The following is a 19,935-nucleotide window of genomic DNA, read 5'->3' as shown; positions in this document are numbered from 1 at the left end:
CCTAACCGAGACCGCCCCGCCCAACCGGGTGCGTCGCGGCACGTCGGCGGGTGTCAGTCGGCCATGCCCAGAACCGTGATCGCGTACGGCTTCCGGTCGAGCTTCTTGGTGCGGCTGACCTGGAAACCTTCCTTGGACACCTCGGCCTCTACGAGCGCGCTGGTGTAGGGGTCGGTGAGGTAAACGGCCTTCTCGCCGGGGGCGAGCGAGTGCTGATTCTTCGTCCAGTCCGCGGACACCTTGAACGGGCTGGTCACCTTCGAGGAGTGGGTCACCTTCGCCGCCTTCGGGTCGATCGCGTGCAGCTCTCCGTTCGCTGTCAGCGCAAGACCCTGGTTCCAGTACGGGTCCCAGGCGTACGCGCCCCGGTCGGCGGGCAGGTCGATCCGGCGCAGCTTCTTGTCCTTGAGATCGACGGCGACCATGGCCTTGTCGCCGAAGGTGCCGAGGATGCGGCCGGCCCCCTGCCCGACGAAGGAACTGACGTGTTCCTCGTCACCCGTACCCTCCGGGTTGTCGATCTTGCTGCTGTCCCAGCCGCCGCCCTTCCGCTCCAGGACCAGCACGCCGTCCTCGCAGCCGAACAGCAGCTGCTTGTCGGAGACGGCGTACTCGCCGTGCAGCCCCGGGCACTCGGCGAAGGTGTCAGTGCGCCGGTTGTCCTTGTCGTAGACGGCGACGCCCGTGGCCGGGTCGTCCGAGGTCTTCCCCGGCAGGCTGGCGATCATCTCGCCGCTGTCCAGGGTCACGGCGACGCCGTGGTGCGGCCGCTTGGTGGTGAGCTCCCGCTCGGGTTTCGTACTCGCGTGCTCGCCACCGACGTGCAGCACCTCCGCCTTGCCGGTCCCGTCGTCGAAGACGGTCACGTGCTCGCCGTGCGGGACCACATGGGAGGGCGAGTCGCCCTTGAGCTGCCCGACGATGCGGGCGGGCTCGTGCCGCGGGTCCTTGTGGTCACCGTGGTCGTGCCAGCGGATGCCCGCGTCGACGAGGTGCGTGACCCCCTGCTCACCCTGCGGCAGCAGCACGTGGGTGCCGTCCTCGGTGGTCACGGGCCGGGACTGCCCGGCCGGCTTCAGCGTCTGCTCGGTCTTGCCGCTCGCGATGTCGACGACGCTGAGCTCCCCTGACCCCTGCGCGGATATGAGCGCCCGGAGCCGCGGCTGCCCGTGCCCCGCCTTCTCGGCGGGCCAGTCGCCGGCCTGCTCCCGGTTCTTGCCTTGGCTCTTACTCGCGCCCGGCTTGGCCGTGCCGCCCCCATCCCCGTCCTCGTCCTGCCCGCAGGCGGCAAGGGGGGCGACGAGTGCGAGGGAGATGACGGCCGCGTAGGCGGCCTTGCGGATCTTTGTCAGGAAAGTCATGGGTCCTTCCAAGTGCTTGGCAATGTCAGCACCGTACATGAAAATGGGAACCATTAACATGTACGGTGTCAGGCAGACCACCCCACCGAAGGGAGCCAGTCCATGGATCAGGCCATCGCCCCGGAACTGGGCACGGTCCAGGAGACCTTGCTCATCCCCCTCTACGGCCGCGCCGTCGAGACCCGCGACCCGGACGGCATGCTGCGCGACCCCAAGGCGCTGGAGATGGTCGCCGCCCTCGACTACGACTTCGCCCGCTTCGACGGCAAGCCGAGCCTCTTCGGCAGCGTCTTCCGCACCCTGCTCTTCGACCACTGGATCCGCGCCTTCCTGGCCGAGCGCCCCACCGGCACCGTCGTGGAGATCGGCTGCGGCCTGAACACCCGCTACGAGCGCACCGACAACGGCCGGGCCCACTGGCTGAACCTCGACCTGCCCGACGCGATCGCACTGCGGCTGCGCCTCTTCGGCCCCGACGGCGAACGGCGGCGCACCGTCGGCGGCTCGGTGCTCGACGAGCCGTGGCTCGCGGAGGCGGCCGCCCTGCCCGGGCCGCTCTTCTTTTCCGCGGAGGCGGTGCTTCCCTACCTGTCGGAGGAGGAGGTACGCGGACTGATGTCCCGGCTGGCGCACCGCTTTCCCGGTTCGCTGCTGGCCACGGATGCCGCCGCCGCGTCGATGGTCGACACCCAGGATGAGCACGACGCCCTCAGTCTGATGGCCGCCCGCATGCAGTGGCACTGCGACGACGCGCGGACGCCGGAGTCCTGGCACCCGGACATCCGCCTGCTGGAGACCCGCACCTTCACCGACTACCCGACCGTGATCCTCGACGCCCTGCCCGCGCCGCGCCGCGAGTTCGTTGATGTGATGACCGCGGAGGTGCCGGAGAAGCTGGCCGCGTACCGGCTCAACCTGTACCGCCTCGGCGACGGCTTCAGCCCCTCCTGAGCACGCGGGTATTTGCATTCCCGGTGCTACTATCCGGCTGTGCCAAGCGACCGCCGATCGCGTACGAAGCCCGTGCCCGCCGTTCCGGCGCCCGCCACCCCCGAGCCGGCCGACGGGCGGGCCGCCCGCTCGCACCGGACGCGGCTGGCGATCATCGACGCGATGCGGGCGCTGCACGCCGAGGGCGACTTGCGGCCGACGGCGCGGGCGATCGCGGAGCGGGCCGAGGTGTCGTTGCGTACGGTCTGGCAGCACTTCGCCGACCTGGAGACGCTGCTCACGCATGCCGGGGAGCGGGACCATCAGGTGCTTCTATCGCTGTCGCGGCCGATCCCGGCCGGGCAGCCGGTCGACGTACGCATCGAGGCCTTCGCGCGGCAGCGGGCGCGGCTGCTGGAGAAGATGACGCCCAGCTGGCGGGCGGCTCGGCTGGAGGAGCCGTTCTCGAAGGAGCTGCAGCGGATCAAGGAGCGCACCTTCGCGCTGGCCCAGGACCAGGTCGAGTCGGTCTTCGGGCCTGAGCTGGACCTGCTGGGCGAGCGGGAGCGGGCGCGGCTGCTGGACTGCCTGGTGGCCGCGGGTTCCTGGGAGCACTGGGACGCGCTGCGCACCGGGCTCAAGCTGTCCCGGCAGGCGGCGCGCGAGGTGCTCGTCACCTCCGTTACGGCGCTGATCGCGCGGACGGGCGCGGACGTGGGCTAGCACGTGTCTCAAAGTCCGGCTCATCCGGGCATGTGGCAGCATCGCGGGATGCTACGACTCACCGACTTCATCATCGATTGCCCGGACACGATGAAGCTCGCAGCCTTCTACTCCGAGGTGACGGGGCTCCCCGTCAAGGAGGACAGCAACGACTTCTGGGCAGGCATCAAGTTCGGCGAATTCGAACTCGCCTTCATCCGGGTGGAGGACTACCGCGCCCCGCAGTGGCCCGACAGCGAGCACCCCAAGCAGTTCCACCTCGACTTCGAAGTCGACGACATCGAGGCCGAACAGCGCCGCATCCTGGCCCTCGGCGCGACCCTGGAGCGGGACTGCGCAGGCCCCGACGGCTACGGCTTCCGCGTCTACACCGACCCCATCGGCCACCCCTTCTGCCTCTGCCGCAACAAGGGTGTCATCTGGACCGATCAGGGCCCCACCTGGCCCAAGCGCGGCTAGGGCTGGGCGCGCCACCTACTTCGATACACGCCCTAGCCCGCCGCCTCGATCGACGCGAGCTGGACGGCGAGGATCTCTTCGAAGGCGGCCCGGCGGTCCGCTCCGAGGGGGCGGATGTCGCGGGCGAAGTGGGCCAGGGCCGGGAAGCGGTCGGGGTCGGCGCCCAGGACCGCGACGCGGAACTGCTCCATGCCCTGTTCGTATTCCGTGGGGGCGACGGTCCCGAAGCCGGCGTCGGCGGTGACCAGCGCGGCGACGAGGATCACGATGCGGTGATAGCGCGCCGGGATCTGCTCGTCGGGCAGGCCGGACGCGCGCAAAGCCTGCAGCAGCTCCTCCATGAGTAGCCGCGAGCCGGTGCCACCGGAACCGTAGCGCCCCCAGACCGCCGCGAGTTGGGGCTGCTCGCCGAACGCCTCGCGCAGGCGCAGGGCCAGGCCGGTGATGCGCTGCTTCCAGTCGCCCTCTGGGCGATAGCCGTCCATGGCCGTCGCCAGGATGCGGTCGGCGACCGCGCGCAGCAGCTCGGTCTTGTTGCGGAAGTGCCGGTAGAGGCTGGAGGAGTCGGTGCCGAGCGCCGCGGCGAGCTTGCGCACGCTGAACGACTCGGCGTCTCCCGTACGGAGCAGCTCCGCCGCGGTGTCCAGGATCTCCTCGGTCGACCATCGTCTGCGGCCAGTCATCTCGCCCCTCTCGTCAAGTCCGAGCCTAACCTATGCACTTGCCGTTGCACGCACCGCGTGCATAATGAGGGCATCGCTGTTTCAACCACGCCGCATTGCCCGGCAGTTGGCCGGGCGGGAAGCAGGAGCCATGAGCGAGACCACGACCGCGGTCCGGCCGCCCGAGCCGGACTTCGAGACGATCACCGATCAGGAGCTGCTCACCTACCGCGAGGCGGAGAACCGCTGGCGGGCCTCCGGTGCGGCGCGGCCGTTCCTCGGGGAGCCGCATCCCGGCACCGCCATCGAGTGGCAGGAGATCGCCTTGCCCGGCCGTAACGTGCCGGTCCGGGTATACCGGCCGGCCGCCCCGACGGGAGCCGACGCAGCCGCGCCCGGCACCGGCCTGCCGCTCGTCGTGCATGTCCACGGAGGCGGCATCGTGGGCACGGCGACGCAGTGCGACTGGCCCAACAGCCACCTCTCCGCCGGCCTGCCCGCCGTCGTCGTATCGGTCGAGCACCGCCTCGTCGCCCCGGACACCTCACTCGCGGACGCCGCCGACGACGGTTGGGAGGTCCTCCAGCAGGTGCTGCGGCATGCCGCGCACTGGGGCGTCGACCCAGCCCGCACGGCCGTGTTCGGCGAGAGCTTCGGCGGTCTGGTCAGCGCCCTGACGGCCCTCCGGGCCCGGGAGGCGGGCCTGGAGCTCAAGGCGCAGGTGCTGGTGAATCCCGTGACCGAGGTGACCGAGACGATGTTCGCCTACGCGTCGATCGAGGAGTACGCCTACAGCCCGAGCCGGGCGCTCCCGCTGCTGCGGTACCTGCGGCGGCTGGCCGTTCCGTCGGGAACCGATTCCCGTGCATTGTCCCCGCTGTACGCCGACGACCTGAACGGGCTCGCGCCGGCGCTAGTGGTGGTGCCCACCCAGGACGCCGTCGCCGACCACGGCCGCCGCTACGCCGAGCGGCTGCGCGCGGCCGGGACGTCGGTGCGGCTGTCCGAATACCCGGACGCCAAGCACGCGTTCCTCACCCTGCCCGGCCTGGAACCACAGGCCGAGGCCGCTCGGGCGGAGATCCTCCGGTTCCTCCGGGCGTCGCTGGCGGCCTGAGACGTCAGCCGAACCGCAGGATGCGCGGTGCGAAGGTGCTCTCCGGGCCGTCCGCGCGGCCGACCGACCACACCGTCGACGTGCCGGGCACGGGGGCCAGTCGCAGGGTCCACGACTCGCCCTCGCCCGGCACCGCGGGTTCGCTGTGCTCGGTGAAGGTCTGGCCGTTCCAGGAGAGGAAGTCCGGGCCGGGGATGAGCGGTGGAGTGCCGCCCGGGTTCCATTTCTGGGAGCGGGCCACCGAGATCCAGCCCAGCCCGCCCGACGCCGAAGGCGCCAGCGAGTCAATCGAGCCGAAGTCGGTCGGTAGGGTCACCCGGCTCCACGTCTGGCCGTCGAAGCGGACCAGCAGCGGGGGAATCGGGCGGCCAGGAGGGCCGCCGACGAAGCCGGCCGTGCCGCCTGCCCAGACTTCGGTCGGTGAGACCGCGAGGATGCTGCCGACGGCGGAGCGCGGGAAGCCATAGACGATCGTCTGCTGCCACTCCTGGCCGTTCCAGTGCGATACGGCCGCGCCCGAGGCGGTGTCTCCCGCAGCCCAGACGTCGTCCGGGGCCAGGATGTGCAGCCCGTACACCGATCCCGGCGGCGCCGGCACCTCCCGCCACGCGCGCCCGTCGCGGCGCAGCAGCACCTGCGCGCCGTCACGCGAGCCGATCAGCCAGGTCTCGCCGCCGCCCACGACGACCTTCGTCAGCAGGACTCCGTGCGGCGGCCGGCTCTCGGACCAGGTGCTGCCGTCGTAGCGGAGCAGGCGGGCGCCGCCCGCCGTGTCCCGGCCGACCGCCCATACCGACGTCGACGAGGTCGCGGCGATGGACAGCAGCCTTCCCTGCCAGCTGACTCCGGGCAGGGCCTGGCGCTGCCAGGCCGTCCCGTTCCAGCGAAGTACCAGCGGGAAACCCGGCGCCTGGCGGCCGACGGCGTCCTCGCCGACCGCCCATGCGCGGTCGGGGCTGAAGGCCACGGCCTCGTTCAGTCCGGCCTGTGGGCGCACCTGAGCGGGGACCGGGACGTGTTCCCAGGCCTGGGTGTCCGCCGCCGCCGTGGTCATGAGGGTGATGACGGTCATCGCGACGGCGAGCGCCGCGACCAGCAGTCGGCGTGCCATGGTCAGCCTCCCAGCCGCTCGCTCATGAGGTTCGACTTCGAGCCGTAGATCTCGACCGTGCCGAAGGACAGCAGCCCGGATCCGGCCCTCGCGAGCTCCCGCGGCTGGACGTCGATCGCGTTCGTGCGCTCGGGTCCGTACGAGAAGGTGGTGCGGCGGCCGTCGAGCCGCGCGTACTTCGACTGGAAGGCCCGGTCGCTGCGGACCGGCAGCCACAGGGCGCCGTCGGGGCCGCGGGTCAGCGCCTCGGTGTAGGTGTCTCCGCTGAGCGGTGGGTGGGTGGTGCGCCAGGTGCGACCGTTCCAGGTCATCAGATAGACGCGGGATACGCCGTCGGTGTACTGGCTGCCGGTGATCGTGACCTTGCCGGGGCCTTCGACCAGCATGGTGTGCACGTTGCTGTTCGCCGGGAGTGGGACCTTCGCGTCCCGCCAAGCGGTGCCGTTCCAGCGCAGGATGGCCGGGCCGGTGTCGGCGTCCGCCCAGGCCCAGGCGTCGGTGGCGGTGCGGGCGGTGATGCCCATGACGAATCGCACCCCGTCCGGGGTCGACTGCGTGGTCCAGCCGGAGCCGTCGTAGTGCAGCACCTTCAGGCCGGTGTCGTCCTCGCCGACGACCCACGCTGCCCCCGGTACGGCGGTGAAGTCCTGGTAGACCCACAGGGTTTGCGGCAGCGGGATGGCGCTCCACCCCGAACCGTCCGCCGAGCGGCGCAGGATCTCGCCGCCCGTCTCCGCCCGGTTGGAGAAGATCCACACCTCGTCGCCCACAAACTGCACCTTGCCGAGCCATCCCGACCCGTCGGCGCCGGGGAAGCCGGTGTCGCGGCTCCACTCCTTGCCGTCCCACCGGTACAACAGCGGCCGCACCCCGTCCGCGGCATGCTCGTACCCGGTCGCCCACGCCTCACCAGGCCCCCGCGCGGCCAGGTCGGAGACGGTCTGCGGCGAGGCCCCCGCAGGCGGCACCGGCAGCGCGGACCACTTCGGGCTTACGGCGGCAGCGGGTGAAGCCACCGCGGCACACGCGAGCACCAGACACACCAAGAGCGCACGGAGACCTTTCACGGGACCTCCCAGCCGCGAAGGCCGCTCACATTATTGGCGTGCACCTGCCCGTGAACATACGTCATTCGGCCGATGAGTTGACTGCGCCGGAGTCAGTGCGCCCGGCCCGGTGCTACCAGCGGGCCTGCGCCGCCTGCCTCGAGTCCAGGGGCGCCGCGGGGCTCCTTATGCGGTGTCGACGGCGCGTCGCATAACCTCGTGCGTGGGGATGGCATGTGATTCCCCGTGCGCGCGGGTTGAGGAGGGCGATGGTGTTCGGGAGGGGTATGCGGTGGCTCGCGGGCGCCGCCATCCTGACCTGCCTGGTGCTGCTCGGGCCCAGCGCGCCCAGCAGCACCCCCTCGGCCAAGCCGCTGCCCGCGGAGGCCGTCCGGGACATCGCCTCGAACCGGGTCATGACCTGGAACATCTGCAATCCCTGCGGCACCGAGCACAACGCCGGCCGGGCGGCGGAGATCGCCTCGTACGCGCCGCAGGTCATCGGGCTCCAGGAGGCGTGCCAGCGTGACGTCGAGCGGATCCGGGACTTTCTGCGGAGCCGGTACGGGCTCAAGTATCACGTCGAGTACGGGATGGTGCTGCGGAACATGGGCCGCTGCGGCGGTTTCCCGTGGAACGCCGGGGCGTATGGGCAGGCGATCCTCTCCGCGGCGCCGATGACGGACCGCGAGAATGTGGAGTATCCCGAGGGCGGCTCAGAGGACCGCGGGTACATGGCGGTCACCACCAAGGTGGGCGGCCAGTCCGTCCGGGTCTTCAACACCCACCTCGCCGAGCGCGAGCAGGCCGACATCCGGGCGAAGCAGGTCCCGGTCTTCGCCGCCGCCTTCGCCCGGCACCAGCGGGCGATCGCGATCGGCGACTTCAACGCCACGCCGGAGTCCCCCGAGCTCGGCCGGATGTGGCCGCTGGCCCGGGATACGGACCCGCAGTGCCGGCCCCGGTCGACCGGCGACTGCCGGGTGACCACCGACTGGTACAGCAAGTTCGACTACATCTTCCCGCGCGGCTTCGAGCCGCTCGGGCATCAGGTGCGGCAGAGCGAGCACTCGGATCATCACCTGGTGCGCGCCGATCTCAAGCCGACCTGACGCGGCGCGTCTTGCCACACTCGTGACCTTGCATGACCATGCCACATATGCCCCAGAATCCCGTCACACCCCGCAGATCGGTTCTCACCGCCGCGGCCATGACGGCCGCTGCCGGTGCCTCCCTCGCCGCCGGGACCGGCGTGGCAAGCGCGGCCTCCAGCCGCGAGCAGAACGCCCTGCCCGCCACCGCGCAGCGCCCCGGACGCGAACTCCGCGCCCTCCTCAAGGAGATCGACCCCGCCCGCATCGAGGCGATCGTCCGCCGGCTCGCCGCCTTCGGCACCCGGCACACCCTCTCCGACCAGGACGACCCGAAGCGCGGCATCGGCGCCGCCCGCGACTGGATCCATGCCGAGATGAAGCGTTACGCGGCGGCGTCCGGCGGCCGCATGACCGTGGAGCTCCAGTCGTACGTCCAGGAGCCGGTGGAGCGCGTCCCCGTGCCCACCCGGATCACCAACGTCGTCGCCACCCTGCGCGGTTCGACCGACCCCGAGCGCGTGTATGTGGTCTCGGGGCACTACGACTCGCGCGTCACCGACGTCATGAACGCCACCGCCGACTCCCCCGGCGCCGACGACGACGCCTCGGGCGTCGCGGTGGCGATGGAGCTGGCCCGGGTCATGGCCACCCGGCGCACGGCCGCGACGCTCGTTTTCGCGGCCGTCGCGGGCGAGGAGCAGGGGCTGCTCGGGGCGGCGCACATGGCGGAGCGGTTCAAGGCGGCGGGCACGGACGTGCAGGGCATGTTCACCGACGACATCGTCGGCAGCTCCACCGCCGACGACGGCTCCCGCGACCCGTACACGGTCCGGCTCTTCGCCGAGGGCGTGCCCACCGCCGAGACGCCCGCGGAGGCCAACACCCGCCGCTCGGTGGGCGGCGAGAACGACTCGCCGTCGCGACAGCTGGCCCGGTTCGTACGCGACGTGGCGGTCAACGACGCGACCGGCATGGACGTGCGGGTGATCTACCGGCGCGACCGCTATCTGCGCGGCGGTGACCACATCCCCTTCCTGGAGCGCCGCTTCCCCGCGGCCCGCTTCACCGAGCCCGCCGAGGACTACGCGCACCAGCACCAGGACGTACGGGTCGAGGACGGCAAGCAGTTCGGCGACCTGCCCGAATTCTGCGACTTCCGCTTCATCGCCCGCGTGGCGCGCGTCAATGGCGCGGCGCTGTGGACCCTTGCGCAGGCCCCGGGCACGCCGCGCAACGCGAAGATCCTCACCAGCGCGCTGACGAACTCGACGGAGCTGGTCTGGGAGCGCGGCAAGGAGCCGGACTTGGCCGGGTACGAGGTGGTGTGGCGGGAGACCACCGCGCCGGAGTGGACCCACGTGTTCAAGGTGGGCGACGTGACCCGCCACACCGTGGACCTGTCAAAGGACAACGTCTTCTTCGGCGTACGGGCAGTGAATCGCGCGGGCAACCGCAGCCCGGTGGCCTTCCCGGCACCTCAGCGCTGAGCCCTCACGCCACGAGCAGCCGCAGCCCGAGCTCCGCCGCGTCCAGGGCGAGCAGGTCGCGGTTGCGTTCGGCCCAGCGGCCCGAGGTCAGGTCGGCGCGGAGCCCGTCCACCGCCCGCCGCTCGGCCTCCGGGCCGACCCTGGTCCACACCGAGACCGCGCGGCGGACGTGCTCGTCGAGGTACGCCTCCGGGCGCCGCCAGTACGCCTCGAAGAAGCCGTCCGTGCAGTCCCACGGGATCAGCACGGGCTCCGCGCGGCCCTCGATGGCGGACGTGAGATCCGCCAGCGACGGCCAGTCGGCGAGCAGCCCGCCGAACTCCGGCAGGTAGTCGCGGGTCAGCCAGAAGCGCTGCAGCCAGCCCTCGCTGCTGGCGTCGTACGTGAACACCACCACCCGCCGCGCCACCCGCCGCATCTCCCGCAGCCCGGCGACCGGGTCCGGCCAGTGGTGCACGGTGCTCACCGCCATCGCGGCGTCGAAGGACTGGTCCTCGAACGGCAGCTTCCCCGCGTCCGCGGCCACGCACGGCGCCGCTCCCGGCGGGCGCTGCGCCCGCATGACCGCCGACGGCTCGACCGCCGTGATATCGCGGTCGGTGGGCTCGTACGAGCCGGTGCCGGCCCCGACATTCAGCACCGTCTTCGCGTCCCCGAGCGCCTCCCAGATCCGCGCCGCGATCCGCGGCTCGGTGCGCCGCGTCGCCGGATAGGCCGATCCGATGTTGTCGTACAGCCGCGCCCCGAACACCTTCAGTTGATCCTCCGGCGTCGTCTCGATCCCCAAGGCCCGTGCCTCCAGTTCCTTGTCGATGGCCGTCACCATGGCGGCGGCGTGGTCCCGCTGCTCCAGCAGCAGGCCGCGCAGCCGGCGCAGGCGGGCGACCGCGTCGGTGGCCGGGTCGTCGACCAGATCCGCGATTTCGCGCAATCCGAAGCCCAGCCGCCGGTAGGCAAGCACCTCCCGCAGGCGCTCGACGTCACCCGCCGCGTAGGCGCGGTAGCCGGCGGCGGTGCGCGCGGACGGCCGCACGAGGCCGATCTCGTCGTAGTGATGCAGCGTGCGTACGGTCACCCCGGCCAGCTCGGCCACGCGACCCACGGTCAGGTGCTCTTCCACGCCCCCGACCCTGCGGCATGACGCCACGTGAGGGTCAAGCGGCGCCCGCCCGCTTGCGCTCCGCGCCACCGTCACTCGCCCCTCCCGTGGAGACTCCGTTGCGCTATCGCATGCTCGGCAGAACTGGCATCGAGGTCAGCGTGCAGGATCGGCAACATGTACTCCACCGGCGCGACGATGGCCGCAACCGGAGCGGCTGCGAGTGGTACGGGATGGGCGTACTGACCGCATCGACGAGATCGTGCCGCCGGGCACGGACGTCTATCGGGCGGACGGCGTGTCGGCCGGGCTCTCAGGCTCGGGCGCTCCACCGGGATACCAGCGCGGGCACGTAGTCTCGGCCGGGGATACGACCGGTGGAGGACAGTGCACGTGGCGGGCAGTGGAGCGGAGAGCGGTGCGGGGCGTACGTCTCTGAGCGAGCAGGCGCGGGAGGCCGTGCGGCAGCGCATCGTGGACCGCCGGTATCCGATGGGGGCGCGGCTGGTCGAGCGGGAGATCGCCGAGGAGCTGCGCATGTCCCGGGTGCCCGTACGGGAGGCGCTGCGCGCGCTCGTCGCGGACGGGCTGCTCGAGCTGCTGCCGCACAGCGGGGTGCGGGTGCGGAGCCTGGAGCGGTCCGATGTGCGGCATCTGTACGAGGTGTGGGAGCCGCTCGCCGTGCAGGCCTCGCGGATCGCGGCGCGGCGGGTCGCGGAGGCGGCGCCCGCGGAGCCGGCCGGCTTGGCCGAGCTGCGGCGGCTGCTGCGGACCGCCGAGCAGGCGGCGGCGGACGGCGAGGGCGCGGCCGAGGTGGCGGCGCACACCGCCTTCCACGAGGAGATCGTCGCGCTCGGCGGGAATCCGCTGCTGGCCAGGACCATGGAGCAGCTGAGCTGGCAGCTGCAGCTGCTGTTCGGGATGCGCGACGAGCCGGCGCACATGCGGGCGCAGCATGCGGACATGTACCGGTACATCGCCGCGGGGGACGAGGAGTCGGCGGCGGCGTGCACGATGCTGCATGTCCGGGACAGCCAGGCGGTCGCGTTCAAGTCGCTCTTCGGCGATGCGGCTTTGTATACCGAAAGCGCGTGAAGGAGCTTTACTGAAGATCCATCCTTGCCCGAGCTCGCGATTTGGTATACCAATTATGTCACCAGGCCGCCTGCCCGCAAGGAGCTGCCCATGTGCGTCCAGCCCGTCGATCCCCCGTCACGACGACTGACCCGCCGCGGCGTGCTGGCGGCCTCCGCCGCCCTCGCGGGCACGTCGACCGCCCTCGGGGCGAGCGGCCCCGCCTCCGCCTCCGCCCCGCGCCGCCGACCGGCGTCGGACCGGCCCCGTACCGGCGGCAATCTGGTCATCCAGGGCGGCACCCTCCTCGACCCGGCCACCGGCGACGTCACCGAGGACGCCGTCATCGTCATCCGCGACGGCATCGTGGCCGCCGCGGGCAGCCGCGACCGGATACGGATACCCGGCGGCGTCGAGCGCCTCGACGCGCACGGCCGCTGGGTGCTCCCGGGCCTCATCGACGCCCACATCCACCTGAACACCGCCACCGAGGCCCGCGACGCCGTCCGCCAGGGCGCCACCACCGCGCGCAGCGGCTCGACGAACTTCTACCAGGACATCGCCGTCCGCGAGCTGGCCCGCCAGGCGCCCGCGCTCGGCCCGCGCCTCAAGGCCGCCGGGATCTTCGTCACCCCCGACCTCGGCGACACGATCCTCGCCGACCCCGACCTCACCCCGCTCGCCCGCCTCAAGGACGGCGTCGTCTCCGCGGAGGCGCTGCGCCGCGTGGTCGAGGTGAACCTGGCCCGCGGCGCCGACGCCATCAAGACCCGCGTCAACGAGCGCGCCGGACTGCCGGACCAGGACCCGCTGAAGCAGGTCTATTCGTACGAGCAGCTCTCCGAGGTGGTGGCGGCCGCCAAGCGCGGCGGCAAGGGCGTGCTGTGCCACAGCTACAGCGAGAAGGGCTGCCACGACGCGGTCACCGCGGGCATCGCCTCGCTGGAGCACGGCGTGTACGTCGGGGAGCGCACCCTGCACGAGATGCGCCGTCGCGGCACGTACTTCACCCCCACCCTCAGCGCCATCGCGGGGCTCGCCAAGTCCGACGACCCCGTCCTCGCCGAGCGCGGCCGCACGTACCTCCCGGTCCTCAAGAAGGCCGTCCTCGCGGCGCACGAGCTCGGCGTCCCGCTCGCCGCGGGCACCGACTCCTCCGGCGGCACGGTCAAGCCGGTCGGCGGCGAGGTCGAGCTGATGCACGCGAGCGGCCTGTCCGCGCTCGACGCGATCCGCACCGCCACCACCGGCGCGGCCCGGCTGCTGGGCCTCGACGACTCCGTGGGCCGCCTCGCCCGCGGCTACGCCGGCGATGTCGCGGTCGTCAGCGGCGACCCGCTCAAGGACCTCGCCGTTCTCAAGACCCCTGTGCACGTGGTGCGTTCCGGTAACCAGGCCTGATCCCGCCCGCGCGCAGTCTTTCCCCCACCCTCCTGGAGATAGCTATGACTCCCCCGCCCCTCTCCCGTCGCGGCGTCATCACCGGAGCCGGCGCCGCGGCCGCGGCCGCCTCGCTCGGCGCGACGGCCTTCGGCTCGACCGGCGCCCAGGCCGCGGACGACAAGCCGGGCAAGGCGCAGGACACCCGGACCGGCAAGGCGGTCGTCTTCCGTAACGTCCGCCCCTTCGGCGCCGAGAAGGCCGTCGACCTCGTCGTGATCGACGGCCGGATCTCGGACAAGGAAGCACCCAAGGGCGCGAAGATCGTGGACGGCGGCGGCCGCGTCGCGCTCCCCTCGCTCATCGACGCGCACATCCACCCCGACAAGACCACCTGGGGCAGCGACTGGATCTCCCGTAAGCCCGCCAACGGCATCGCGGACTACATCAAGCAGGACGTCGAGGTCTTCCGCTCGCAGAAGCGCTCCGTCGGCGAGCGCGCCTACGGCCTGATGGCGCACGCCGTCACCCGCGGCACCCGCGGCATGCGCGCCCACGCCGACGTCGCCCCGGCGTACGGCCTCGCCGGCGTCGAGGGCGTCGCCGAGGCCGGCGAGCGCCTCTCGGACGCGCTCGACCTGCAGATCGTCGCCTTCCCGCAGCACGGCGTGGCCAAGGCGCCCGGCACCGACAAGCTCCTCGAGGCGGCGGCCAAGTCAGGAGCCGTCGACTTCATCGGCGGCCTCGACCCGATCAGCTTCGACAACGCCCTCGACGAGCAGCTCGACCTGCTCTTCAACCTCGCCGACAAGTACGGCGTCGGCGTCGACATCCACCTCCACGACCGGGACGCCAACGGCACCAAGGTCATGGACGGCATCATCAAGCGCACCCGCGCGCTGTCCCTGCGCGGCAAGGTGAACGTCAGCCACGCCTTCTGCGTGCCGATGCTGCCGGAGGCCGAGCTGGACAAGATGGCCGCCACGCTGGCCGACCTGGACATCTCGCTGACCACCGTGTCGCCGAGCGCCGAGCTGGTGCTGCCGATCGCCACCCTGAAGAAGGCGGGCGTACGGGTCGGCCTCGGCTCGGACGGCGTCCGCGACTCGTGGAGCCCCTTCGGCAATGCCGACATGTTCCACCGCACCCACATCTACGGCTGGGTCACCGACGTCCGCCTCGACGACGAGCTGGCGGCCTGCTTCGACGCAGCCGCGCACGGCGGCTCGGACGTGCTCGGCCTCGACCACGCGGACCTCAAGCCGGGCGCCCCGGCCGACTTCGTGCTGCTGAAGGCGGAGAACGTGCAGCAGGTCGTCATCGACATGCCGCAGCGCGACATGGTCGTGCACGGCGGGCAGGTCGTGGCCCGCAACGGCGAGCTCGTCTGACGTACGCGCACCGGTCTGACGTACGCACGCTGCAGGACGGCCCGCTGGACTCTCTCCGGCGGGCCGTTCGCGCGTTCCGGCAGTGCGGCGGGATTACGCCTTGACCGGCCACTCCCCCGGCCCCAGCATGCACATTGATTGACATGGTCATGATCTTCTCTGCTTCGCCGACAGCTTCGCAGTCAGGAGGCACCATGCGACGCCCCACCCGCGGCACCAGAGCCGCCCTATTGGCCGGCACCGCGGCCCTCGCTCTGGCCGCCCAGCTCACCGGCCCCGCCACCGCGGCGCCCGATCCCTCGGGAGCGGCCACCGCCGCCGGGGACCAGATCCGCCAGTACGAGATCCACGGCCCGTCCACCCCGGCCGCCCGTACCGCGCTCGCACAGACCGGCGTGACCATCGACGAGGCCTCGGACCACGCCGTGGTCGTCAGCGCCGACGCCCGCGAGGCCCGCAAGCTGCGCGCCCTCGGCTATCAGCTCAAGCAGCTGGCGGCGCCACCGGCCCGTACCAGCGGCTCCGACGCCCGCCCGCTGGACTTCCCGCCGGCCGACTCGCGCTATCACAACTACGCCGAGATGAATACGGAGATCAACCAGCGGCTGCAGCAGTACCCCAACATCATGCGCCGCCAGGTGATCGGCAAGTCCTACCAGGGCCGCGACATCGTCGCCATCAAGGTCAGCGACAACGTGGCCACGGACGAGAACGAACCCGAGGTCCTCTTCACCCACCACCAGCACGCCCGCGAACACCTCACCGTCGAGATGGCGCTGTACCTGCTGCGCGAGCTCGGCGCCGGCTACGGCAGCGACTCCCGCGTAACCAATGCCGTCAACGGCCGCGAGATCTGGATCGTCCCGGACCTCAACCCGGACGGCGGCGAGTACGACATCGCCACCGGCTCCTACCGCAGCTGGCGCAAGAACCGGCAGCCCAACACCGGCTCGCGGTACGTCGGCACCGACCTGAACCGCAACTGGAACTACCGGTGGGGCTGCTGCGGCGGCAGCTCCGGCAGCACCAGCTCCGAGACCTACCGCGGCAGCGCGGCGGAGTCCGCGCCCGAAGTGAAGGTGGTCGCGAACTTCGCCCGCAGCCGCGTCATCGGCGGCAAGCAGCAGATCAAGGCCGGCATCGACTTCCACACCTACAGCGAGCTGGTCCTGTGGCCGTACGGCTATACGTACAACGACACCGGCCCAGGGCTGACCCAGGACGACCACGACGCCTTCGCCGCGGTCGGCCGCAAGATGGCGGCGAGCAACGGCTACACGCCCGAGCAGTCGAGCGACCTGTACATCACGGACGGGACGATCAACGACTACCTCTGGGGCACCCAGAAGATCTTCAGCTACACCTTCGAGATGTACCCGCGCTCGGCGGGCGGCGGCGGCTTCTATCCGCCCGATGAGGTGATCGAGCGGGAGACCAGCCGTAACCGGGACGCGGTGCTGCAGCTGCTGGAGAACGCGGACTGCATGTACCGGTCGATCGGCAAGGAAGGTCAGTACTGCACCACCTGAGCGAGGTTCCAGTACTCGGCGTAGCGGCCGCCGCGGCGCACCAGTTCGTCGTGGCGGCCCTGCTCCACAATCCGGCCGCCATCGAGGAAGACGACCCGGTCGGCGCGCCGCACGGTCCGCATCCGGTGCGCGACCATCACCACCGTACGACCCGCCATCAGCCGCTCGATGCCCGCGTGCACGGCGGCCTCGCTGACCGGGTCGAGGGCTGAAGTCACCTCGTCCAGCAGCACGATCGGGGCGTCCTTCAGCAGCGCCCGCGCGATGGCGACGCGCTGCCGCTCGCCGCCGGACAACAGGGTGCCGCCCTCGCCGACATGCGCCTCCCAGCCGCCCGGCAGCCGCTCGACGACCTCGTCGAGCCGGGCCGCGGCGGCCGCCTCGCGCACCTCGGCGTCGGTGGCGTCGGGGCGGCCGAGGCGGACGTTCTCCTCGATGGTGCCGTCGAAGAGATAGACGTCCTGGAAGACGATGGCGATCCGGGCCATCAGATCCTCGGCCGCCATCTCCCGTATGTCCACGCCGCCGACCCGCACCGCGCCTCCGTCCACGTCGTAGAAGCGGGCGAGCAGCTGCAGCAGCGTGCTCTTGCCCGCGCCCGACGGGCCGACGACGGCGAGCCGCTGGCCCTCCCGTACGGACAACGACACCTGGTCGGCCACGGTGCGAGTTCCGTGGCGGAAGGTGACGGCGTCGAACTCAATGTCGTGGGTGGTGGGTTGGCGCGGCTGGGCGGGTTCCGGCAGCGGCTCGGTGTGGAGGACGTCATCGAGGCGGTGCAGTTCAGCGCGGGCCGCGCGGAGGCTGCCGCCGAGTTCGGCGAGCGAGAGGAGTGGGTCGGCGCAGCGGGCGGCGAGGACCAGGACGGCGAGGAGTTCGGGGGCGCCGATGTGCCCGCCGAGGGCGAGAAATGCGCCCAGGGCGAGGAGCGCGGTGAAGGCCGCCTGCACGGTGATGGCGAGGCCCAGCACGCCGGGCAGCGCCGACAGGGTGGAGTGGCGGGAGGCGCGCTGAAGGCCCGTGAGCGAGTCGTCGAGGAGGCCGAAGCGCTCGGTGGTGCGGCCGCCGGCCCGTAGCACCGGCTGGGCCTGGACGTACTCGATGACGCGGCCGGTGGCGTCCCGCTCGCGCTCGACGCGTTCGGCGTCGGTGGCGGTGGTGGCGCGGGCCGTACGGGACTGGACCAGGGCGACGACCGGCACGGCGGCGAGGGCGGCGAGGCCGAGCTGCCAGTTGAAGGCGAGCATGACGGCGATGATCGTGAGGGGGGTGGTGACGGCCGAGATGAAGGGGGCGAGGAGGTGGGCGATGACGCTCATCGCCTGGAGGACGCCCTGGCTGGCGAGGACCGATACCTCGCCGACGCGGGCGGGGGCGTACCAGCCGATGGGCAGGCGGGCGAGGTGGTCGCCGAGGCGGTAGTACATGCCGTGCAGCATGGTCGTGCCCGCGCGGAAGCCCGACCGGTCGCTGAGGTAGCGGAGGGCGGCGTATGCGGCGACGGCGGCGCCGAAGGCGAGGAGCCAGGGCCAGGCGTCGTCCGGGGTGTCGCCGAAGAGGGCGCGGAGGACGGGGACGAGGAGGGCGTAGGAGAGGCCTTCGGCGATGGCGGTGACGGTCATGAGGGCGACGGTGCGGCGGACCCGGGCGGCGTATTCGTGGCCGAGGACGCGCAGGAGCGTGGTGATCATCGGGTCTCCTCCCCTTCGGTTACGCCTGCGTGGAGCTGCCAGAAGTGGGCGAAGTCGCCGTTCTGGGCGAGTAGTTGTGCCGGGGAGCCGCGTTCGGCGATCGCGCCGTCCCGGAGCATCACGACGGTGTCGGCGTCGGCGATGGTCTCCATGCGGTGGGCGATGACGAGGGTGGTCCGCTGCGTCTTCCGCAGGGATTCGCGTACGGCCGCCTCCGTCTGCGGGTCGGCGAAGGCGGTGGCCTCGTCGAGTACGAGCACGGGGGCGTCGGCGAGGAGCGCGCGGGCGATCGAGATGCGCTGGGCTTCGCCGCCGGAGAGGCGGGCGTCGTCGCCGATGACGGCGTCGTAGCCGCGGGGGAGGTCGAGGATGCGGTCGTGGATGTTCGCGAGGCGGGCGGCCTCGGTGATGGCTTCGCGGTCGGCGTGCGGGACGGCGAGGGCGATGTTGTCGGCGACGGAGGCGCGGAGGAGCCGGACGTCCTGGAAGACGAAGGAGACCCTTCGGTAGAGCTCGCGGGTGCCGATGTCCCGGAGGTCGACGCCGCCCAGCAGCACCTGGCCGTGATCCGGGTCGAAGAAGCGGGGCAGGAGCTGCACCAGCGTGGACTTGCCGCTGCCGGAGGGCCCGACGACGGCGGTGACGGTGCCGGGTTCGAGGGTGAGGTCGACGCCGCGGAGCACCTCGCGGTCCTTCTCGTACCCGAAGCGCACATCGCGCAGCTCGACGCGATGCCCCTGCGGCGCCACGGGCCGGACGGGTTCGGGCAGCGGCGGCTCGGCGAGCACCGCTCCGATCCGGCCGACGGCGCGGCGGGCGGCCTGCAGGTCGTCGAAGCCGTGCCCGAGCGCGGCGACCGGCGCGGTGAGCCCGAGTCCGAGCAGGAGGAAGGGCAGCAGGTCGGCGGGGGCGAGCCCGCCGCCGGTGATCCGGTACGCGCCGCCGATGAGGACGGCGAGCAGCACGAAGGGCGGCGAGAGCGCGACTTGCATGCCGGCGGCGACGCCGGAGAGGCCGCGCACCATGGCGTAGAAGGACCGGGTGAAGTCATCGACGGCCGTACGGAATTTGCGATGCGCCCGCTCGACGCCGCCGAAGGCCTTCACCACGGCGATGCCTTGCACGAACTCGACGACGGAGGCGGCGATGCGCCCCATCGCGGCGTCGAACTCCTTCTGCTCGCGGAGCCGGGCCGGGGTCATCATCAGCGGGACGAGCGCTATGGCGAGGACCACCGGGATGAGGGTGATGAGGGTCAGCCGCCAGTCGATGGTGAGGAGATAGCCGAGGGACACGATCGGCACCACGAACGCGGACACCATCTCGCCGGGGGTGTGGGCGATGACGGGATGCACGGCGCTGACGTCGTCCCCGACGAGCTTCGCGAGCTCGCCGCTGCGGCGCCGGGACAGCCAGCCGATGGGGACGCGGCCGAGGGTGGTGGCGAGACGGCGGCGGAGATCCAGCTGGACCTTGGTGTCGAGGAGGTGACCGACGCCGGAGGACGCGGCCGTGAAGAGCAGCCGTACGAGGAGTCCGGCCGCGCCCGCGATGACGATGGTGCGGACGTGGTCGTGGTCGGCAGGGCCGGACGCCAGCAGCGTACGTCCGAGCTCGACGACGGCGAGAAGGGGGACGAGGCCGGCGACGGCGCCGATGACTTGGAGGAGGACGACGGCGGAGAAGGCGGGGGCGTGGGGGCGGAGGAGGCTCGTCGTGGTGGGCGGATCGGTGGTGGCTCGGTCGGTCATGGCTTCACCTTCGCTGGAGGTATGGGGCGG

The 19,935-nt window shown here is 71.8% G+C and carries 17 protein-coding genes; 10 read left to right on the top strand and 7 right to left on the bottom strand.

Annotation, left to right across the window (positions count from 1 at the left end):
- Positions 1 to 53 precede the first annotated feature (53 nt).
- On the bottom strand, positions 54 to 1,361 hold the full coding sequence (locus tag ACNNMR_RS41540; RefSeq protein ID WP_419999929.1) for a hypothetical protein: 1,308 nt from the start codon (positions 1,359 to 1,361) through the stop codon (positions 54 to 56).
- Positions 1,362 to 1,463: 102 nt separating this feature from the next.
- Here ACNNMR_RS41540 and ACNNMR_RS41535 point away from each other — a divergent pair, with 102 nt between their 5' ends.
- From ACNNMR_RS41535 to ACNNMR_RS41525, 3 genes are read left to right on the top strand one after another with little or no spacing between them, the layout of a single operon-like run.
- Positions 1,464 to 2,312: a class I SAM-dependent methyltransferase gene (locus ACNNMR_RS41535; protein WP_419999928.1), complete on the top strand. Its 849-nt coding sequence runs from the start codon at positions 1,464 to 1,466 to the stop codon at positions 2,310 to 2,312.
- A 39-nt stretch (positions 2,313 to 2,351) separates the two neighbouring features.
- Positions 2,352 to 3,014: a TetR/AcrR family transcriptional regulator gene (locus tag ACNNMR_RS41530; protein WP_419999927.1), complete on the top strand. Its 663-nt coding sequence runs from the start codon at positions 2,352 to 2,354 to the stop codon at positions 3,012 to 3,014.
- 48 nt (positions 3,015 to 3,062) lie between these two features.
- Positions 3,063 to 3,473, top strand: a complete 411-nt coding sequence (locus ACNNMR_RS41525; protein WP_419999926.1) for a VOC family protein — start codon at positions 3,063 to 3,065, stop codon at positions 3,471 to 3,473.
- A gap of 32 nt (positions 3,474 to 3,505) precedes the next feature.
- Here the strand turns inward: ACNNMR_RS41525 and ACNNMR_RS41520 are convergent, their stop codons facing one another.
- Complete coding sequence (locus ACNNMR_RS41520) at positions 3,506 to 4,156, bottom strand: TetR/AcrR family transcriptional regulator (protein ID WP_419999925.1); 651 nt, start codon at positions 4,154 to 4,156, stop codon at positions 3,506 to 3,508.
- Positions 4,157 to 4,286: 130 nt separating this feature from the next.
- Between ACNNMR_RS41520 and ACNNMR_RS41515 the strand changes: the two genes are divergently transcribed.
- Entirely contained in the window at positions 4,287 to 5,252 is a 966-nt protein-coding gene (locus ACNNMR_RS41515) for an alpha/beta hydrolase (protein WP_419999924.1), read from the top strand.
- Positions 5,253 to 5,256: 4 nt separating this feature from the next.
- Here the strand turns inward: ACNNMR_RS41515 and ACNNMR_RS41510 are convergent, their stop codons facing one another.
- On the bottom strand, positions 5,257 to 6,363 hold the full coding sequence (locus ACNNMR_RS41510; RefSeq protein ID WP_419999923.1) for a hypothetical protein: 1,107 nt from the start codon (positions 6,361 to 6,363) through the stop codon (positions 5,257 to 5,259).
- A 2-nt stretch (positions 6,364 to 6,365) separates the two neighbouring features.
- Positions 6,366 to 7,430: a hypothetical protein gene (locus tag ACNNMR_RS41505; protein ID WP_419999922.1), complete on the bottom strand. Its 1,065-nt coding sequence runs from the start codon at positions 7,428 to 7,430 to the stop codon at positions 6,366 to 6,368.
- A 266-nt stretch (positions 7,431 to 7,696) separates the two neighbouring features.
- Between ACNNMR_RS41505 and ACNNMR_RS41500 the strand changes: the two genes are divergently transcribed.
- Both ACNNMR_RS41500 and ACNNMR_RS41495 read left to right on the top strand, forming a co-directional pair.
- On the top strand, positions 7,697 to 8,521 hold the full coding sequence (locus ACNNMR_RS41500; RefSeq protein WP_419999921.1) for an endonuclease/exonuclease/phosphatase family protein: 825 nt from the start codon (positions 7,697 to 7,699) through the stop codon (positions 8,519 to 8,521).
- A gap of 47 nt (positions 8,522 to 8,568) precedes the next feature.
- On the top strand, positions 8,569 to 9,990 hold the full coding sequence (locus ACNNMR_RS41495) for a M20/M25/M40 family metallo-hydrolase (RefSeq protein ID WP_419999920.1): 1,422 nt from the start codon (positions 8,569 to 8,571) through the stop codon (positions 9,988 to 9,990).
- A 4-nt stretch (positions 9,991 to 9,994) separates the two neighbouring features.
- Here ACNNMR_RS41495 and ACNNMR_RS41490 read toward each other — a convergent pair whose 3' ends face one another.
- Positions 9,995 to 11,110, bottom strand: coding sequence for a MerR family transcriptional regulator (locus ACNNMR_RS41490; RefSeq protein WP_419999919.1), 1,116 nt, complete (start codon positions 11,108 to 11,110; stop codon positions 9,995 to 9,997).
- A gap of 372 nt (positions 11,111 to 11,482) precedes the next feature.
- On the opposite strand from ACNNMR_RS41490, the gene ACNNMR_RS41485 reads away from it, so the two are divergent.
- From ACNNMR_RS41485 to ACNNMR_RS41470, 4 genes are all read left to right on the top strand, one after another.
- The gene (locus ACNNMR_RS41485) at positions 11,483 to 12,184 is read left to right on the top strand and encodes a GntR family transcriptional regulator (protein WP_419999918.1); all 702 of its coding nucleotides are present in this window, start codon (positions 11,483 to 11,485) and stop codon (positions 12,182 to 12,184) included.
- Positions 12,185 to 12,274: 90 nt separating this feature from the next.
- Positions 12,275 to 13,564: an amidohydrolase family protein gene (locus ACNNMR_RS41480; protein WP_419999917.1), complete on the top strand. Its 1,290-nt coding sequence runs from the start codon at positions 12,275 to 12,277 to the stop codon at positions 13,562 to 13,564.
- 44 nt (positions 13,565 to 13,608) lie between these two features.
- Positions 13,609 to 14,934 (top strand): amidohydrolase, encoded by a 1,326-nt coding sequence (locus ACNNMR_RS41475; protein ID WP_419999916.1) that lies wholly within the window; start codon positions 13,609 to 13,611, stop codon positions 14,932 to 14,934.
- Between the two features lie 194 nt (positions 14,935 to 15,128).
- Complete coding sequence (locus ACNNMR_RS41470; protein ID WP_419999915.1) at positions 15,129 to 16,463, top strand: M14 family metallopeptidase; 1,335 nt, start codon at positions 15,129 to 15,131, stop codon at positions 16,461 to 16,463.
- Here the strand turns inward: ACNNMR_RS41470 and ACNNMR_RS41465 are convergent.
- Together ACNNMR_RS41465 and ACNNMR_RS41460 are read right to left on the bottom strand one after the other, a co-directional pair.
- Entirely contained in the window at positions 16,445 to 18,154 is a 1,710-nt protein-coding gene (locus ACNNMR_RS41465; protein WP_419999914.1) for an ABC transporter ATP-binding protein, read from the bottom strand. The two genes, ACNNMR_RS41470 and ACNNMR_RS41465, sit on opposite strands and share 19 nt — an antisense overlap.
- A complete protein-coding gene (locus tag ACNNMR_RS41460; RefSeq protein ID WP_419999913.1) occupies positions 18,151 to 19,905 on the bottom strand; it encodes an ABC transporter ATP-binding protein in 1,755 nt (584 codons plus the stop codon). The genes ACNNMR_RS41465 and ACNNMR_RS41460 overlap by 4 nt, the downstream gene beginning before the upstream one ends.
- Between the last annotated feature and the right edge of the window lie 30 nt (positions 19,906 to 19,935).

The sequence above is a fragment of the Streptomyces boninensis genome (genome assembly GCF_048572725.1).
Lineage (GTDB): Bacteria > Actinomycetota > Actinomycetes > Streptomycetales > Streptomycetaceae > Streptomyces > Streptomyces boninensis.
This window is presented reverse-complemented; position numbering and strand designations above follow the sequence as displayed.

What these genes read in the sequence shown, in the direction of transcription:
- ACNNMR_RS41540 (WP_419999929.1), bottom strand. Translation starts at nt 1,361, where the DNA reads ATGACTTTCCTGACAAAGATCCGCAAGGCCGCCTACGCGGCCGTCATC.
- ACNNMR_RS41535 (WP_419999928.1), top strand. Translation starts at nt 1,464, where the DNA reads ATGGATCAGGCCATCGCCCCGGAACTGGGCACGGTCCAGGAGACCTTG.
- ACNNMR_RS41525 (WP_419999926.1), top strand. Translation starts at nt 3,063, where the DNA reads ATGCTACGACTCACCGACTTCATCATCGATTGCCCGGACACGATGAAG.
- ACNNMR_RS41520 (WP_419999925.1), bottom strand. Translation starts at nt 4,156, where the DNA reads ATGACTGGCCGCAGACGATGGTCGACCGAGGAGATCCTGGACACCGCG.
- ACNNMR_RS41515 (WP_419999924.1), top strand. Translation starts at nt 4,287, where the DNA reads ATGAGCGAGACCACGACCGCGGTCCGGCCGCCCGAGCCGGACTTCGAG.
- ACNNMR_RS41510 (WP_419999923.1), bottom strand. Translation starts at nt 6,363, where the DNA reads ATGGCACGCCGACTGCTGGTCGCGGCGCTCGCCGTCGCGATGACCGTC.
- ACNNMR_RS41500 (WP_419999921.1), top strand. Translation starts at nt 7,697, where the DNA reads ATGCGGTGGCTCGCGGGCGCCGCCATCCTGACCTGCCTGGTGCTGCTC.
- ACNNMR_RS41495 (WP_419999920.1), top strand. Translation starts at nt 8,569, where the DNA reads ATGCCCCAGAATCCCGTCACACCCCGCAGATCGGTTCTCACCGCCGCG.
- ACNNMR_RS41480 (WP_419999917.1), top strand. Translation starts at nt 12,275, where the DNA reads ATGTGCGTCCAGCCCGTCGATCCCCCGTCACGACGACTGACCCGCCGC.
- ACNNMR_RS41475 (WP_419999916.1), top strand. Translation starts at nt 13,609, where the DNA reads ATGACTCCCCCGCCCCTCTCCCGTCGCGGCGTCATCACCGGAGCCGGC.
- ACNNMR_RS41470 (WP_419999915.1), top strand. Translation starts at nt 15,129, where the DNA reads ATGCGACGCCCCACCCGCGGCACCAGAGCCGCCCTATTGGCCGGCACC.
- ACNNMR_RS41465 (WP_419999914.1), bottom strand. Translation starts at nt 18,154, where the DNA reads ATGATCACCACGCTCCTGCGCGTCCTCGGCCACGAATACGCCGCCCGG.
- ACNNMR_RS41460 (WP_419999913.1), bottom strand. Translation starts at nt 19,905, where the DNA reads ATGACCGACCGAGCCACCACCGATCCGCCCACCACGACGAGCCTCCTC.